The organism is Natrinema sp. H-ect4 (assembly GCF_041894845.1).
In the GTDB taxonomy this organism is placed as follows: Archaea; Halobacteriota; Halobacteria; order Halobacteriales; family Natrialbaceae; genus Natrinema.
The window spans coordinates 26297-42479 of record NZ_JBHDYC010000021.1 but is presented as its reverse complement, the minus strand read 5'-3'; the positions used below and the strand labels follow the sequence as shown (position 1 = coordinate 42479).

General features: G+C 55.3%; 11 protein-coding genes. 2 read left to right on the top strand and 9 right to left on the bottom strand.

What is annotated here, in order from left to right; genetic code table 11:
- Positions 1-276 precede the first annotated feature (276 nt).
- The 9 genes from ACEWFR_RS20420 to ACEWFR_RS20380 all read right to left on the bottom strand — a co-directional run bounded on the left by ACEWFR_RS20420 (position 277) and on the right by ACEWFR_RS20380 (position 13890).
- A complete protein-coding gene (locus tag ACEWFR_RS20420) occupies positions 277-3372 on the bottom strand; it encodes a TraM recognition domain-containing protein (RefSeq protein ID WP_374062779.1) in 3096 nt (1031 codons plus the stop codon).
- Positions 3362-4489 carry a hypothetical protein gene (locus ACEWFR_RS20415; RefSeq protein ID WP_374062794.1) on the bottom strand — a complete coding sequence of 376 codons (1128 nt, stop codon included), beginning with the start codon at positions 4487-4489 and terminating at the stop codon, positions 3362-3364. The genes ACEWFR_RS20420 and ACEWFR_RS20415 overlap by 11 nt, the downstream gene beginning before the upstream one ends.
- Positions 4482-7772, bottom strand: a complete 3291-nt coding sequence (locus ACEWFR_RS20410; protein WP_374062778.1) for a VirB4 family type IV secretion system protein — start codon at positions 7770-7772, stop codon at positions 4482-4484. Before ACEWFR_RS20410 ends, ACEWFR_RS20415 begins: the two co-directional genes overlap by 8 nt.
- A gap of 6 nt (positions 7773-7778) precedes the next feature.
- Positions 7779-8987 carry a hypothetical protein gene (locus ACEWFR_RS20405; RefSeq protein ID WP_374062777.1) on the bottom strand — a complete coding sequence of 403 codons (1209 nt, stop codon included), beginning with the start codon at positions 8985-8987 and terminating at the stop codon, positions 7779-7781.
- Positions 8988-9845: a hypothetical protein gene (locus ACEWFR_RS20400; RefSeq protein WP_374062776.1), complete on the bottom strand. Its 858-nt coding sequence runs from the start codon at positions 9843-9845 to the stop codon at positions 8988-8990.
- Positions 9842-11596: a hypothetical protein gene (locus tag ACEWFR_RS20395; RefSeq protein ID WP_374062775.1), complete on the bottom strand. Its 1755-nt coding sequence runs from the start codon at positions 11594-11596 to the stop codon at positions 9842-9844. Before ACEWFR_RS20395 ends, ACEWFR_RS20400 begins: the two co-directional genes overlap by 4 nt.
- Positions 11597-11627: 31 nt before the next feature.
- On the bottom strand, positions 11628-12017 hold the full coding sequence (locus tag ACEWFR_RS20390; RefSeq protein ID WP_374062774.1) for a pilin: 390 nt from the start codon (positions 12015-12017) through the stop codon (positions 11628-11630).
- Positions 12018-12105: 88 nt separating this feature from the next.
- Complete coding sequence (locus ACEWFR_RS20385; RefSeq protein WP_374062773.1) at positions 12106-12387, bottom strand: hypothetical protein; 282 nt, start codon at positions 12385-12387, stop codon at positions 12106-12108.
- Positions 12388-12771: 384 nt separating this feature from the next.
- Complete coding sequence (locus ACEWFR_RS20380; RefSeq protein ID WP_374062772.1) at positions 12772-13890, bottom strand: helix-turn-helix domain-containing protein; 1119 nt, start codon at positions 13888-13890, stop codon at positions 12772-12774.
- A 159-nt stretch (positions 13891-14049) separates the two neighbouring features.
- Between ACEWFR_RS20380 and ACEWFR_RS20375 the strand changes: the two genes are divergently transcribed.
- Both ACEWFR_RS20375 and ACEWFR_RS20370 read left to right on the top strand, forming a co-directional pair.
- Positions 14050-15408 (top strand): cytochrome P450, encoded by a 1359-nt coding sequence (locus ACEWFR_RS20375; protein ID WP_374062771.1) that lies wholly within the window; start codon positions 14050-14052, stop codon positions 15406-15408.
- 279 nt (positions 15409-15687) lie between these two features.
- Positions 15688-16182, top strand: coding sequence for a ubiD operon protein (locus tag ACEWFR_RS20370; RefSeq protein WP_374062770.1), 495 nt, complete (start codon positions 15688-15690; stop codon positions 16180-16182).
- The last annotated feature ends 1 nt before the right edge of the window (position 16183 follow it).

Sequence of the window (16183 nt, the reverse complement as noted above, 5' to 3'; positions counted from 1 at the left end):
TCTCCCTGTCCCCGCATCGTTCTGCGGATACAACCCAGTGTATACTAGTTGGTTTTGGCGGGTTATTTTGCGTGGACAGCACTCCCGTCATGCGGTTCTTCGTGGACAGCTCCGTCCATAGAGTTTCCTTGGAGATCCAGTCTGCGTGGACAAATAATTCAGATGCTGGATTCTGGCTGTGTGAGAGGTTATTTCGGAGAGAATGGGGGACTTGATTCCCTCGAGCAAAGATACCCGTAGAACTGCTATTACAGTACATCATAGTTCTGTTAGATATCATTGCTCGAGGAGTGTCTGCCCCTCTTCTGTCAGGGAGAGTCCGACGTAGAACTGTACGCGGTCACCGTCTACTCTGGACCGGTCGGTCTCGAGGTTGACGACGTTCCGTAGCTTCCGGGTGAACCAGCCTTTGGTTGTCCCGTCGATATCGTACTGGTCAGTCCAGGTGGCATACGCCTGAAACAGATCATCCTGTGGAACTTTGGCTCCATCGGCCTGCCTGACGTACATCGCTGTAAACGCTTCAACACCGTCGCCGTCCGGGTCGATGTCCATCGTCTCATCTTTCGATGGCGAATCAGATGCATCAGCATCTGACGGAGCATCTCCACCATGACTGATCGTCGAAGTCTCGACTCGGCCTGAATCACCGTTGGAATTGTCCGGCCATAGCTCCTCGAGGTCGGGGTTCTCGGACAGCACATACGTCTCTCCATGCTGGAAAATCAGTGGACTACCGTCAGCTGGCAGAATCAGCACGATGTAGCTGTCACGCGAATAGTCTGCATTCGGCAACTCGATATCGGGGATGAACGGTCGTTTGATCGGCGTCCAATCCTCTTCGAAGTCGTCTTTCGAGTCATAGACGCAGGTCTCTCCTGGTTTGTGGACGGTATACTGTCCGGTTTCTCGATCGTGGCTATAGTAGGCCGGAACACCGTCTTTGGAGAGTGCCCCCTCATCTGGAACACGGGCGAACTCCGTCTCGCCGTCGGAAAGCACGCGCTCGCCGTTATCGCGCGTCCAGACAGTCCGATTTGTGTCTGCAGTGCGTGGTCGAACAGCGGTTACTCCACCGTGAGCCGTCGCGCCACCGCCGAACATCACGATCTCGTCGCGATTATAGAACTGCTCGGTGCCGTCCGCCCGTTCTCGCAGTGGTGGCGAAAGGATGTTCTCGATTCGTTTAGCCCACTTCGTATCGGAGTCACCAGGACGGACGACAAAGAGTGGTATCCGGTCGGTTTCGTGGGCCCGTTTGAGGTTCTGCAAGACCTTCGCGGGCCGGTTCGGTGTCGTCGTCTCGGCCTCAATGTTGAAGACGAGGTCGTGGTCTGGGTGTGTCGCAGTGGCGTCAGGTCGTTCGCTCCCGTCCTGTTCGAGGATATCGACGCTGAATCCGCGTTCGGTAAGCGCCGTTTCGGTATCCATAAGGACTGCATCGTGGCTCGTTCCCCCTGCCGATCTAACAGCTCCCGTCTCAGGCTGTACCGTCGTTTCCCCCTCGTCGGAGAGGCGGGCAACGATGTCGTCATCCTTCAGATCGACTTCGAGCAATCGCGATGCTTCACGTACGTCCGGAAGGTCTTCGTACGCATAGTCGATGTCGGGCTGGGTGTTCTCAAGGCGGATCGAGAGTTCCTCGTCGACGGCAGTGACATCCACCCAGCCGTTTTCCGCCCGTGCACCCTCCCGAATCTGGACTGCACGAATCGACTCCGCCATCGTTTCATCCAGTATCTTCGTCGGGTTCGCTGCCTCGTTGGCGTCGCTGTAGATGAGATTCTGCATGATTTCAGCATCGGTCAGCGGCTCGGTCCCGTAGCGGTCCAAACTCTGCTCGATGATATCGTCGACCGCATCAGCTGGCCGTAGTGGTGGATACGGCGGGAACGAGCGGAGGAGGACGGGTTCTGAGTACCGGCCAGCATCGAGAGGAAGTTTCGTCCAGACCTGATACTGGTCAGTCGAGATCAGGTCCTCTGCAGTGTAGTCTCGGAACCGCTTCATCAGGAGTTGGGCGTCGTCTACGTCATTCACTGAGAACGCGATGAGGTTGTCGCAGTTGTTCTGCATCGCCTTGAGCGTGTCCTCGTCGAACTGCGAGGGGTACTGAGAGGCGAGCGTCACGGAAAGCCGCATCGACCGAGCACGAGCGAGCATCGATTCGATGTCGAGGTTGTCGCTCGCGATATCGTCGAACTCGTCGCAGAGGACGAAATACGGATCTGGGTCGGTATCGCGTTCATACGACCGCTGCTGAATTGCACTCCAGAGGTTCCGCATTACGCCGAGTGTGACCATCTTCTTGATATCCGTATTCTCGACGGGCGTGCGGACGATGACGATTCGGTCGTTGTCGATGATATCGCGGAAATCGATCGTACTCTCGCGGTGGGAGATAATTCGACGAATGACTGAGTTTTCGACCCAAGATTTGATCCGCTTCAGGAGTGGTCGGACTGTCTCGTCATCCATCCGTGCGATTTCGAGACAGAACTCCTGCACATACGGATCGTCGACATCGAGAGCAAACTCTTCACGCCGCTCGGCGTTCAACAGCGTGAAGTACATATCGATCACCGAGAACGGTTTCTCGGACTGCATCATCGCCCGACCCATCGACTCGGTGATCGACTCCATGTTGATGCCCCAGTACTCGTCCGTATCGAAGATCGCCTTCAGATTCTCGATGCGATTCTCGATCTCGTTTTCGCGCTTCTCTTCCGTATCACAGTCGGGGACCTCGAGGAAGTTCAGCCCGACCGTCTTCTCGTGTTCTGACGATCCAGGCTCGATCCAGACGATGTCGTCAAGACGGTCCTCGGGGAGTTTCCGCAGGAGTTCGCGGGAGTCTCGTCCTTTCGGGTCGAAGTAGACGAATCCATATCCTGAATACGCCCACTGGACCATCATGTTCAGCAGCTCCGTTGTTTTTCCGTAGCCGGTAGTGCCCGTAATCCAGATGTGCCGGAAGAGCGACTCGAACCGGAGCGGTGCTTCGCGGAACCCACGTTGCGCATCTTCGTCGTAGCCGATCCAGAGCGGTGCGGGCGATGTTCTGGCACCTGATTCGAACATCTCGCGGACGTGCGATCCCGCGACAGTGCCCTCACTAGCTGTTTCGGTGATGATTGGCTTCCCACCGACGTAGGTAGTATCTTGTTCGGTGATTTCATACGTTTCACTGACTCGAGACTGGATATCTGGTGTTGGATCGGACGTTACATTCACGTCAGTACGTTCGTCTGGTTCGGTCCTGAGATCAGCACTCGCTTCTTCGGCTCCTGTCGATCCTTTCGAAGACGAGCCTGAATCAGAGCGTGCCGACTGGTCGCCGTTATCACGACCAAAGAAGCGTTCAAATACCATCCTTCCCTCCCTGTCCAGCCTGGCGCTTCTGGGGACCGTCACTGGTCGCGGGTCGCTCGTACTGAACGGCATCGGCGGGCACGCGGTCACCACGTTGCGTGTATCGCCAGTCGATGTTTGGCGTCTCGATCTCGTTGTTGGGGATGTGTGCGACGCCGGCGAGTTCATCAACGGTCATGATCATACGACGGTCGGTCCACTCGCGGTCGGCCATCCGAGTGACGTGCTGGCGGAGTTGACTTGCACGCTTGCCTTTCCTCCGATGGTACACTGGCGTATCGTCGAGACCCTGCTCGGTGATCGCGTTGTAGTACTTTCTGAACATCCCGGCAACGCCGTGCGCACGGGCCTCGGCTTCGTCTTTGTCAGCTGAGATTACGACGATACGGATATTGACGTGGAACGCCTGTTCGCCGCGCTGCTGTTCGATGGTTTTTGCCGCCTGCTTGTCCTTCTCGCTCGCTGGTCGTGTCCGAGGGTTCAACCATCCGACCGACGTTCCCTGGCGGAGCGCGTGCGCTAGGTCGTCAACACTGTTATGCTTGAACTGGTCGCCGTCCGTCCAGGACTGCTTCGCCGGTCGAAAGACGACCTGCGTGACAACCTTACTTCCGTCGAGCGAGAGCATCTCGCTCGTAATCTCGCCGTACGGGTCGGTTTCCCAGCCCTCGGCGTTGTGGTGGCGAATCGGGTAATAGGGAAGCTTCTCCATCTCCAGCCATGCGCCAGCGACGTACTCGTGGGGCTCGATGATGGGGAAGGCGTAGGCGTCCTCGACGGGGAAGACCTCGCTGTTAGCGTAGTTATTCCCGACGCGGCGGCGGAACTTGTCGGCGGCCGCCTCGGTTGCAGCGTGCATGTAGAACTTGATCTTCCCCTCGTCGAACCAGACCTCGAAGGTGTGATGGTCGCTCCTGTTCTTTCCACGGAAATTCGTCGTCACATCGTGGACCGACTGAAGCAGACCGGCACCGTCGATGACGCCCTGATTCTCTTTGAAGGGCCGGATTCTGAGCAGAATACCGGGTGCACTCTCCGGGTGCTGGACAAACGGCTCTTCGAACTCTACCTGTGTTGCGTCATATTGTGGACTGCCGCTGAACAGCCAGCTAAACATCGTCATCCACCTCCTCGTCGAACCGTATCGCATTGTCACCGCCGTCGGCGAGAGCGGATGTCTCTACTGTGTCGCTCTGCCGCGCGGTCGCGACGATCGCCTCGATGATCTCGTCTTCAGTGAATCCACTATCGAGAATCCGAGTCGCCTCTGCATCGCAGAGTCCGTATCGGTTGGTGAGGGCGTTCATTCGCGCCTCCTTTTTCACGAACCGTTCGAAGTCGACGAGCTCTTCGGGCTCGTCGCTAATCGCCTGCTGGATGAATGTCCGGTCGTCGGGTTCGTAGTTGATGACGCGCTTCTCGAAGTCGTCGGCGACGACGTGCAGCGGATACGTTCCGTGTTCTTCGACGCGAACAAGCGATTGACTGTATCCGAGGTCTTCCTTGCCTGCATCAGCCCGTCGAACGTACCGACGTTGTTCCTCTGTGAGACCGATTTTATCGGCTGTCTTGTCGTCCAAATCGGGCAGTTTGTGAAAGACCTTGATTGGACACATCCCGATGATCTTCTCGGCCTGCTCGGTTTCATAGAACTCCTGGGCTGTCTGAGAGAGGAGGACCATTCGAAGACCAGCATGGCGCTGGTGACGGAACGCCGTCTCGAGAAAGTCGAGGTTGGCCTGGTCTTCGAAGAGGTAGTGCGCTTCGTCGATCGCGAGTTCGACGTTCCGTTGGGTGTTCTTCGCCTGCTGATAGATCGTCGAGAGAAGGAGTTGCATCAGGAACGTCTGGCGGTCGATTCCTGATGCGCTGCCTTCGATCTGACCGAGATCGATGTAGACAACCTTGTTATCGCCCTCGAGGATATTGATTTCCGAGCGGTGTGAGAGATTTTCGTAGGCACCGCTCTCTCGGAAGGGCTGAAACGCGATTGCGAGTTCGTCTGCATATTGTGCCGCACGCTCGCGAGCGGATTCGGATGCCGCAATATTGTGATCATCTGGATTCTCGGCGATATCACAGAGAATCCGATGGACGTCCTGCATCGTCGGTGAGTTCTTCGAGGTATGTGTCGAGACATCATCCTCGACGATCCCTGCTTGTCGGTAGGCCTCGTCAATGACGTACGAGAGGACACCAGTCTCGGCTCCGAGTTCGATATCACGAGCGTCGAGGAAGTTCTCGAGAATGGCGTAGACCTCGTCTTTCTTCGCCGAGAGGGGAGAGATGCCATCGCTGGACTCGAGAACGTGCTGTGGCGTCTCTCGGATCTCGAGCGGGTTCAGCTTCGTGTCGCCCCCGACGGTAATCGTCTTCGCGTTCAGGGCATCCGCGATGCCACGGAAGCCGCCGACTGGATCGACGAGGACGAGCATCGTATCGTTGCGCCGCTTCATCATCCGAAGGTGGCGCATGATGTCACCGAACGTCTTCCCAGCACCCGGCATTCCGACAACGAGTTCGCTATGCCCGGTCTCGAGTTCCCACGGGTTGATTCGGATGGGGGAGCCGTTGTGACCGTGATAGCCGTACTCGATGCCGTCGTCCATCATCTGGTAGTTCGACGAAAACGGGAACATCGCACCGATCGCCTGATTCGTCAGTGTGGCCATCCGATCGCGACCGAGTTCGTTCGTCCCGAGCGGTGACACTGTTGCGAGGCCACGTTCCTGCCACCGGCTCGCAACCTTGAGCGTACAGTTCGCCGGGGCATCCTTGACGATCGACCGCAAGCGCGTCGTCTGATTGTCGAGCGCTTGCTCGCTGTCAGCGGCGAGGCGAATGAACACGCCACCGCGGTAGAACGACGCTTTGTTCGCACGAACGAGCGACCGCATGTATTTCGCCTGATCGATGTCGTCCTGAAGATCCTCGGATTGGAGGCTGTTCGAGTCGTGCTGATTGATCTTCAAATCCGAGATCCAGTCCGCCATCATGTCTTGGGCCGACTGGCTGTCGAACGGGTCGAGGTGGATGCTGATATCCGTCTGAAGGTCGGTTTCGAGCAACAGACGCTCGAGGAGGCCATCCGACGGTTCTTCAGGGAACTGTTCGACCCAGAACGTACGGACGTACGTCTCGTCGTTGATCACGGCGTAGGTCGTCTCCCAATCGACCGTCGTCGGGGCGATAACCGACTGGTGCATCGTCGGCGTATCTGGCAACCGATCGCCGGAGGAAATTGAGAGATCCTCGTCGATATTGTCTTCAGTACGATCGTTCGAGGCCGGTTCCGGCGTACTGGTCTGTTCGTCAATTGCAGCGAGGACGTCATCGGGATCGGGCGTTGCTGGAACACCATCGCTAATCCCGTGGGCGACGACCGGGAACGTACCCAGTATATCCGTGATATCTGCGTATTCCTCGGACTGACATGACCAGTACTCCTTCGTGATCCGAGCGAGGTCGTATGCGTCGACCGGACTAACTGAACACCGGTAGAGCGACGAGCCGCCGCGTCGGAGCTGTGTGAGTCGTGCCTCGAGTTGCTCTTCTTTGAGTCGCTCACGCTCAGGGTCAGTTAGCTCATCGGTCTGGAACCGGTCGAAGAATCGACCTAACATGGGCATCTCTGCGAGATAGGCGAGGACGCTGTCACCCGTTTTGTCGAACTGTTCGACATCGTCATCGTTCACTGCAGTGATGAGGTAGTACTCGCGAATCGTTGTCGTCTCTGAGTCGATATCACCGCTTTCGGTTGTATTCGCGGTGACGTATTTCTCGAGAAGCCGCTTCAATACCGGTCGTGACCGAACATCAGCGTCACCGAGTCGGTCCTGGTGTTCACGGACGACATCGTCATCGTCGACCTCTCTACTGGTGATATAGATCTTCACTGAGAAGTCCACGGTCGAGTTACCGAACTCAGAAAGCGACTGGACAGCCTTCGCCCATGCATCGTCGTCCTCGAGGGCCATGTTCGCTGGCTCGACTTGCATCGCTCCGACGAGTGCGCCATCCGTTCGTTCGACAGCGTGGGGGTACACCCGTTGTAAGCGAGTCAGATACCGAACCTCGCTGTTATCCTCACCACCGTGGGTATACTCCTTGTTCTTGATCGCCCAGCCGAAGCGGGCAGCGAGCCACTCGGTGAGCCAAAGGTATCTGGGCTTCACCTTATGAAGCAAGAACAGGAGGATCGTGAGCATGATTCCGAATCCCAGTACCGGGATCGTCAGTGCAGCAGGGACGAACGTCGCTGCAACGACAGTGACGAACGCCACTGCGAGAAACAGCATGAGTTCGCCGATCGTGTACCCTCGGAAGAACGCCGTAGTACCGCCCAATGACTGATGGATCTTTCTCGTACTATACTCGCTATCAGCTGTATTCGTACTCATCTAAAATCACCACCGTGAGACCTTCTGTTTCGTGTTCTTGAACCCGCGCTTTGCTCGAGTCGATGTCTTCTGTGTGGCTTTACGAGCGTCATCGGCGGCTTTGTCTCGCATACGGCCCGTCTTCGACTTCCGCAGGTTGTTGTACCGCCCGGCATGAGCCTTCGTCGAGCGGGCTGATGAGCCGAGCTGATAGGCTTTCGAGTTGCCACTCCCGAGCGTCGTCTGGCCACTCTTCGTTACTGCGCCAACCTGATTGTTCGCGTATCCTCGATGGACGTTTCGGGCACTCCGGACAGCTTTTCCAGAGGTGCGTTTTGCCTTCGCAGCCCCGGATGCGGCTGCTGCAGGATTCGTTGCCGAGACGCCCTTCTGTGCGACGGTTCGTATTGCCGGGCTGCTCCAGTACACCGTCATGATCATCGTGATAATCGCTGCAGGAATCAGCGTCAACCCAATGAACAACGAAAAGAGGCCCTTAACAGATGTTTCGAGACCGCCAACCTCCCAGCCGATTCGGAAGAGAATAGCTGGCGGAATCCCAGCGAGCACTAAGCCTGGATAGATCCCTGAAGCCTGACGTGCCATGTTTGCCGCGGGACTAAACGGCCAAACTTCCATCGACCAGAGGACGCCCAGTAGCGGCATGATTGGCGTCAAGACGCAGAGTGCAATCCATCGGAGAGCGACGACAAACCCAGCGATAATTAAGAAGAAGTTCGATATGACGACCATCGCAAGGATGGTGAACACGCCCCCAAGCGAGGATTGGATGAGGCCGCCGAGTCCTGCAGACATCTCGTCGATTGGGGCAATCGTCATACCTACTGCGTCGATGAACTGCAACGGAATCGACACAAGAGGAAACCAAACAAAGGTTCCCATAAATACGAGTCCAAGCCGTCGCAGAAGCTGTTTTCGTCGGTACTCACTCATCGAACCTGCCCGGAGTCCGACAAACGCAAAGGCGATAACCGACAGCATGATCGCCAGCGGCATGATGTATGAGAGGTATACGTCCTGGTACAGACTCTCCCATGGCGCATTGTCTGGGGTTCCGACAACCATATACCCCGAATCCGATTTGGGGGTTGGAACGCCGACGATCGGAGCTAAGATCGCTTCATAAATGTCATTGACAAGGCCGAGAAGCGCATCGGTGAAATCCTCGATGACGTTCTCAATTGCAGTCTCAACTTCGTTTTGAAGCCATCCCATTCAACTCTCACCCTCGCTAGATAAACTTCCAGTAGAGTCGCTATCGACGATGGTGAGACTACACGATTGACCGTCTCCATATTCAATATCCTGAGTATATGATGGATCTTGTCCGACTTGAACGACGGCCGTGACAGTCAACGGTTCCGTCTCGAGATCACTACAGTTCAGCGAGTGAACTGTACCATCTGTGGCATAGACCGACCCCTTAGAATAAACAGTAGTCTCCCCCGGCGGTAAGCGTGTCTCGTGGAAGTATGACTGCGATTCCTTCGATTGCAGTCGAGCAACCGGAGCTCCTGCCCACTCGAGTTCAGTGAGCAACGATGGAATCGTCCCCGTGTTCTCAATAATGACTGCCGCATATGTCTCCCAATTAGGCAAGTTTTTGTCCCACTCCATGTCGGGATTCTCTGGCGCCCACAGGACATCTGTGATTGTACAGTTAGCCTCGAGCGTGAGCGTCGTTGTGTCGACCTGATCGTCTTCATTGAGGGCGACTAGCTCGTATTTTCCAGGGGGAAAGTCATCTTCATATCGGCCGAGAATTTCGAACGATGTCTCGGTCTCGCCGTTCTCGAGACGCTGCTGATCATACAGCTCTCCACTTGGATCAACGAGATTGATGAACTCAACCGACGTATCATCATCAACTTCGATCTCGAGGCTCTCCTCCGCTATCTCGACGGACGTGAAAACATCACTGTCTCCAGCACTGATTCCGTTTCCATCTGTACTATTGTTCGATGGGTCTGACCCTGACGCACAGCCAGCAAGAGTGGCTGTACTCACGCCGAGGGTAGCAAGGACTGACCTGCGAGCGATACGACTGTCGTCCGTATTGGAATTTGCTGTCATTGTTGATCTGTAAGTCCGAGGAACGTGCCGCCGGACAGGTAGTCGAAACCGTAGACGGCCAGAGCGACCGGTAGAAACCAGAGCAGTGTTACGAGAATCAACTGAATGATCTTCTGGAAACCGGGATATTTCGGTGGGATCTTTGCCCGGTCTTCCGCTGTGGAGTACAGCTGATTCGCGCGCCACCACTCCGTTGGAATGTACTGCCCATCAACGACTACAGACGGCCGGTTCTCGAGTTCGAGAACAGCCATTCCACTAGCGTTGACAGTAGTGGACTGATTCCCAACTTCGACCCGGCCGGTTGTGATCGGATCACCGGTCGCCTTCTCCGTGACAGTTGCCTGAACGAGGGCTCCTGACGAGTTCGCCTCGAGGACCGTCAACTCGAGGTTCGTTTCGCGAACTGTTCCGTTGTCATCGATCGAGATGGACTGCGACTGGCCACGGACAATACCGTGAACGGTCACCTCGTCAAAGGTCGCTGCTGGAAGCGTCTCCGATTGGACGGCGACTGACGTTGCGTTCACATAGCGATCGACAGTCGCAATATCGATCTCGTTCGGAAGGGAGGGACCGTCTTGTTCACTTCCCCAGGCTTCTTCGATAACTAACGGCGGCTCAGCAGTATCCGTCGCCTCGCTTGGCATATCTGGCCGTTTCTGTGTCGGTACGGCGTGGATTTGCGCTGGGCGGACGGATGAGTTCTTCCGGGTAGTGTCCCTTTCCGTTCGGGACACCATCGCGTGCCAACCGTCTACACCCACAGAGTAGAACCGCCAATTTCCCCGAAGACGAGCGGTACTGTCAACATCGATTGCTGCCCACGTAGTGCCCGGATGTACGACGACACCAGTGCGATTCTCGTCGCTATCGAACGTCACGCGCTTTCCGTCACTATTGTCGATCCGAGTAACGACCGTCTGACGGGATTCGGTTGCTGTTACCCGCTCGCTCACATTCTCGGTTTCAGTCTCCCACGACTCATCACAGGAATCTGCATCACTGTCGTAATCATCGCACGTTCGTATTTCATGGCGAAGACGAACGGAGATGGCAACGTCTACGGAGAGGTTCTGCGCTCCCGACAGTCCACTGTACTCGAAAGTAGAGCGATGATCGTCACCGGAGTCGAGTACTCGACCGTCTGCCCGTAGTTCAACACTGTCAATATCTGTCTCAGCAATCGACCACTGATCGCGGACCGAGCCAGTGGTATCCTCATCTGGAACACGGACTCGGTAATCGGTGATCGCAAGGACCTCACCGTCTGGAGCGATGTACTGTGTCGAGTTGTTTCCTGAATGCAACACCGTCGACGGCTGGATTGCAAAGATGCTCGCGTACGCATCCCTGATATAGCGTCCGTCCTCGAGCTGTGCTCCCTCAGGCTGAACTGACGTCTTCTCATTCCCAGGGGTGAAATCCTGGATATCACCTCTGTTCCAGGTTTCGACGGCTTCAACCGGTTCTTCGAACGGAACATCCGTCGACCCTGCGAGCCGAGCGGAAAATTCCGCGTCGGAAGAAACGGTATCCGTGAACTCCTCACTTGAGCGCTCCCCCTTATCGATGTCTTCCGACCACAACAGCGGGAACCGCGTTTCGTTTACACCGTAATCTGGTCCGTCAGCAGGAATCGCCGTACTCGAGTTTGGGTCAGCTGCAGCGACACCTGCAGTCAGACTCGCAACGCCTCCGCTTACGGCGAGGAACGCGATGGCGATGACGATCACACGTGACGGGGTCATTGGATTTCGGTGAAACGGTTTGTCTGCTGTGTTAGAACGGTTTCACGCAGTCAGAGAAGCCGAATCCCATCTGACTGCCAACTTTGTCGATAAGTTCCGGTGAGATTAGCGCGAGGACGATGATACCGAATCCGATACCCGACATTACGAGCTTCTCTTTGGCTTGGTTCTTCTTTTCAGGGTTCCCACCAGCACGCATGTACGAGAGGCCAGCTCGACCGACATAGAAACCGGTTGCAGGGAGCCCGAGACCAGCAACAGCGCCAAAAACAATACCGATACCAGTCTCGACGCCCGTGCCGCAATAAACATCTCCAACATCGCTTTGAGCCGTAGCTGGACCTACTGCAACAATTAACAAGAGGAGTCCAGTCGCGAGTGAGACAAGCTGTGGTGGAACAGAGGTGTAAAGCAACTGCACTCGCAGTCTCGTTTTACGAGACGCAGGGGACTTCTCGTTGGTAGTGGGGTGTTCACTGGACGATTCAGTCGCCGTGGGGGATGAACGATTACTCATGGGAAACTGAGTTGACGCTTGGTGTGTCGAGGATGTTTTCCAAGTCCTCGAAGCATGAGGTCTGGTCGATCAGGTCGTCGAGGTCGCGATCGTCGTCGCGGAGTGCTTCCTCGATGAGTGCGATGAGTCTATCCCGCTCGATGTCACGGTACGCCATCTGCTCGGCGAGTGTTTCGCGGAATAGCCCCGATGCGTTGATACCGGTCGCCCAGCTGAGGAACAGGGCGTCGGCGGGCATAACCGAAATAGTCGTCGTGGTTGTTCGTTTTACCATTCTCTTACTCACAGACCGGTCGCTGACTGCGGAAACTCGAGACAAGGACCTCGTCGTGCGGGATTCTGATCGCAGAGTAACCGTTTCGATCAGAGTCTCGATGAATCAGTAACTGCGTGACTCGAACGCTGAACTGGAGGAGCTCATCACTACCGTCACCGAGCCAGGGGGAGAGGAGTGAGGATACTTCTCGAGCGAGTCGGTCCTGAATTATTTCTATTGACTGTTTTTCCACTGGTTCTCACCAAGCGATATTTCGAGGAGAACGACTATATTTTCACTGGCATTTACACCGTCAATATGTATGTAATTCGTACTATTATTTGATTCTCAGATGACTCTCTATGGCTTAGGGATAATCGATAGACGGGTGTTTGATGAATCCTATACCTTCTCTGGTTCCAGTTCAGAGGCAGGTCGAGCTTGCGCGCGATAGGACTCGTACAAGTTGATACCCCATTCGACGAGTCGTTCGTTAGAAGTGACAATCATCGCAATATGCTTTCCACTACCGGATTCATTGTACGCTCCAATAGCGACCTTGCGAGTATCGTAAATCCCGATACCGAGCGTATGCGCACGATCGAGGACCATGGGCTGGTAGTTATTATACGTCGAACTGTGGACCACATACTGGGTTTGAGGGTTCTCGGCGGCTTCGATGTAGGTTGGCAAATCAAGGATAGCCTCGCATTCAATGCCGAGTTCAAGCAATCCTCGATATGCGTGGAACAGAACTGGATTAAAGATAGAGCAAAACCCCCGAAAGCGGCTTGTTTGTCGGTCATAGAGCTTGAGAGCTGTCCAAAGTACGGAGGAGGGGCGAGTAGGGGTAGAAATGATCAACTCAGCGTCGGCCAATTCCGGAATTGGAAAGGTCGCATCTTCTGTCGGGAGGCGCTGTAGCCATGGCGCTTTCTCTATGAGTTGCTCAACCGACATTGCCAAATCAACATAGGCATTCAGAGCACGTGTTCCGGCAGGTGTGATCTGCTGTTGCCCCCCGTCATCTTGGCACCAGCCATACTCCGCGAAAGCCTTGAGAATACGCCCAATTGTGGGCCGTGACGGGGAACTACTTACTACTGATTCTAGCTCACTCGGACGGTATGATTGTCCCTCGAGCGCTCTTAATACGCCGATCGGATGGTTGGAGCGAGTCAGGAACGATAGCCCCTCAACCGAGACCGTCTGAAGACAACTCTCGATAACATCTAGGAGCAAGAGCCCACCAGCAGTTAGCTCAATCCCTGTGTTATGATTCTTGATGAATCCACGGTCTCGAAGAACCGCAAGATGATTAGAGGCTGCCTGTCGGGAGATATCGGCCTGTTGGGCAACATCTGTCTGTGCCATGGGGCTCGAGAGTTCTCCTATGGCTCGTAAAACTTTGAGACGCACCGAGTCGACTGTCTCATTGATAACGTTCCGGACAACGAGTTTTTCGCCTGTAAGGGGGTTCCTTGCTCGGCGTATATTTCCAGTTACAGTTGTATCCCCCATGATGGATTTCCTATCTCTACCTTTAGTCCAATAGTTATTTAGTTTTATTGATTATCGATATAACCAAACCTAATAGCAGGCTCTACTATATAAATGTATACTATCAGTTGAGTGTGGATCTACAGTGGATTTATTTGTGCTCTGTATGGATGAATTACTATGGATCCGAACGGTCGTCGCCCTCCTGCACCCTCAGGACACCCAGTGATCGGGCATACGCTCGATTTTGCTCGAAGTCCGTTTGAGTTCGTTGACCGTGCGACGAGCGAGTGTGGAGATCTCTATCGAATGGAACTTCCTAGCGTCGACGTCTACGTCCTAGCCCATCCAGAGTATTTCAAACAAGCGTTGGTGACTGACATCGATGCGTTCAGAAAGACCGAGGACTTTCAGCGGGTGTTTGGCAATGGATTGCTGTCGACAGAGGGAGAGCAATGGAGTCGCCAGCGAGGAATCCTTCAACCATTATTTCATCGGGATCGAATCGGGGGATATGGCAAGTATATGGTCGACGCTACACAACGACGACTCGCTACGTGGGAGCCAGGCGAGACTCGAAATATAGAATCAGAGATGCAGGATCTCACAATAGAGATCCTCTTCGCGACACTCTTTGGGCGCGAATTACCTCCGGGGGAAGGCAACAATCTCCGTGCAGCATCGGAAGGACTCAACAAATGGTTCGCGCCGACGTCCTGGCTCTTACCGAACTGGATTCCAACACCATCACGACGGGAGTTCGGCAACTCCGTAGAGCGACTCCGAACGGAAGTTCGACAACTGCTTGCGGAGTACAGTGCAGACTCGGGACGAGCGGACAGTTCACAGACGAACGACCTCCAGCAAGAGACGCTCTTATCGAAACTCCACAAGGCACGCGAGGCAAGTGGCCAAGACCGTCTGAGCACGGAGGAAGTCGAAGACCAGATGCTCACAATGATCTTTGCTGGGTACGAGACCACCGCCGCAGCGCTCGGATTCGCCTGGTACTCGCTGGCGATGAATCCCGAGATTCGGCAGGCGTTCCATGACGAACTCGACGTTGTTCTGGGGGATGAACCACCGACACCGGAAGACATTGCAAACCTTGATCTCACAAACCGAATCGTCACCGAGACCCTCCGACTGTATCCGCCCATCCATACGATTCCCCGGGAGACGACTCGAGATGTCCAGGTCGATGGCTACCAGATCCCGGCCAACGAGGAAGTTCATCTGTCTATTATCTCGACTCATCGTGATGAGCGGTTCTACGACGATCCCCTCTCATTCCGGCCTGATCGGTGGACAGATGATTTCGAAGAGGAACTCGCTGACCACGCGTTCATCCCGTTCGGTGGTGGTCGTCGGACGTGTATCGGTCGGGAGTTTGCTCGCCTCGAGGCGACGCTCGTGTTGGCGACAATCGGCCAACAGTGGACTCTCGAATGGGCTGGTGAAGATCTGACGATTGTGATCGAACCGGAGATCACCACGCAGACAAAGAACGGCCTCCCAATGCAGCTTCAGCAACGATAGGCAAACGCAATACACAAGTCGTACAGGACCTCAAATAGCTCAGTCTACCCAGTAATCTCGTCGCCGAGTTCGCGCTTGAGAAATAGAAACAGTCAGGAAATAACTGACATCTTCTTGCGCTGAATACGCGAGAATCCACCGAAAACGGTACCAGCGATTCGAGGCATCCTGCGGTCGGAACGCCCCTCGATAACCCCACTCTTTAGGAAGGGTGGAGAGTAGAAACGTCCGACTGGCGTGTGCGATCACCAGACACAGGCTACGTATCCAGTAGAGGCCATGTCGAACCATTATATCACAGCAGAGGAACATCTGCCCGACGAGGACCTGACGGAGACGACGCTCCAGATCACCGATGCCGAGACGAAGCGAATCTTCGAGGCGCGGGTTCGAATTGCCCGCGATCCCGACGAACTCACCGATCCGCAGCCGCTACGGGTCGTCGCCGGACCGCACGAGGATGTCAGCGAGGAACGGTACGTCGAACTCATCGACGAGATCGACTCGGAGGGGATCAACGAAGACCGCCTCCATCGGCTCGCGCGCGAGCAGGAAACGGCCTCGAACATCGTCAACACCCGATCAGACGACCTCAAAGTGGTTCTACACTATCTCGTCGAATCGGGCCAGTACGATTCGACGGCCGAGGCACTCCGGGAAATCTCGTTTCAGTACTTCGCTGAGAATCGACCCGCACTGCTGGAAACGTACGAGGACGTCCGAACCGAGTTCGAGGCCGACCCGCTCCGTCGTGCCCTCACGGACGAGGAATAGT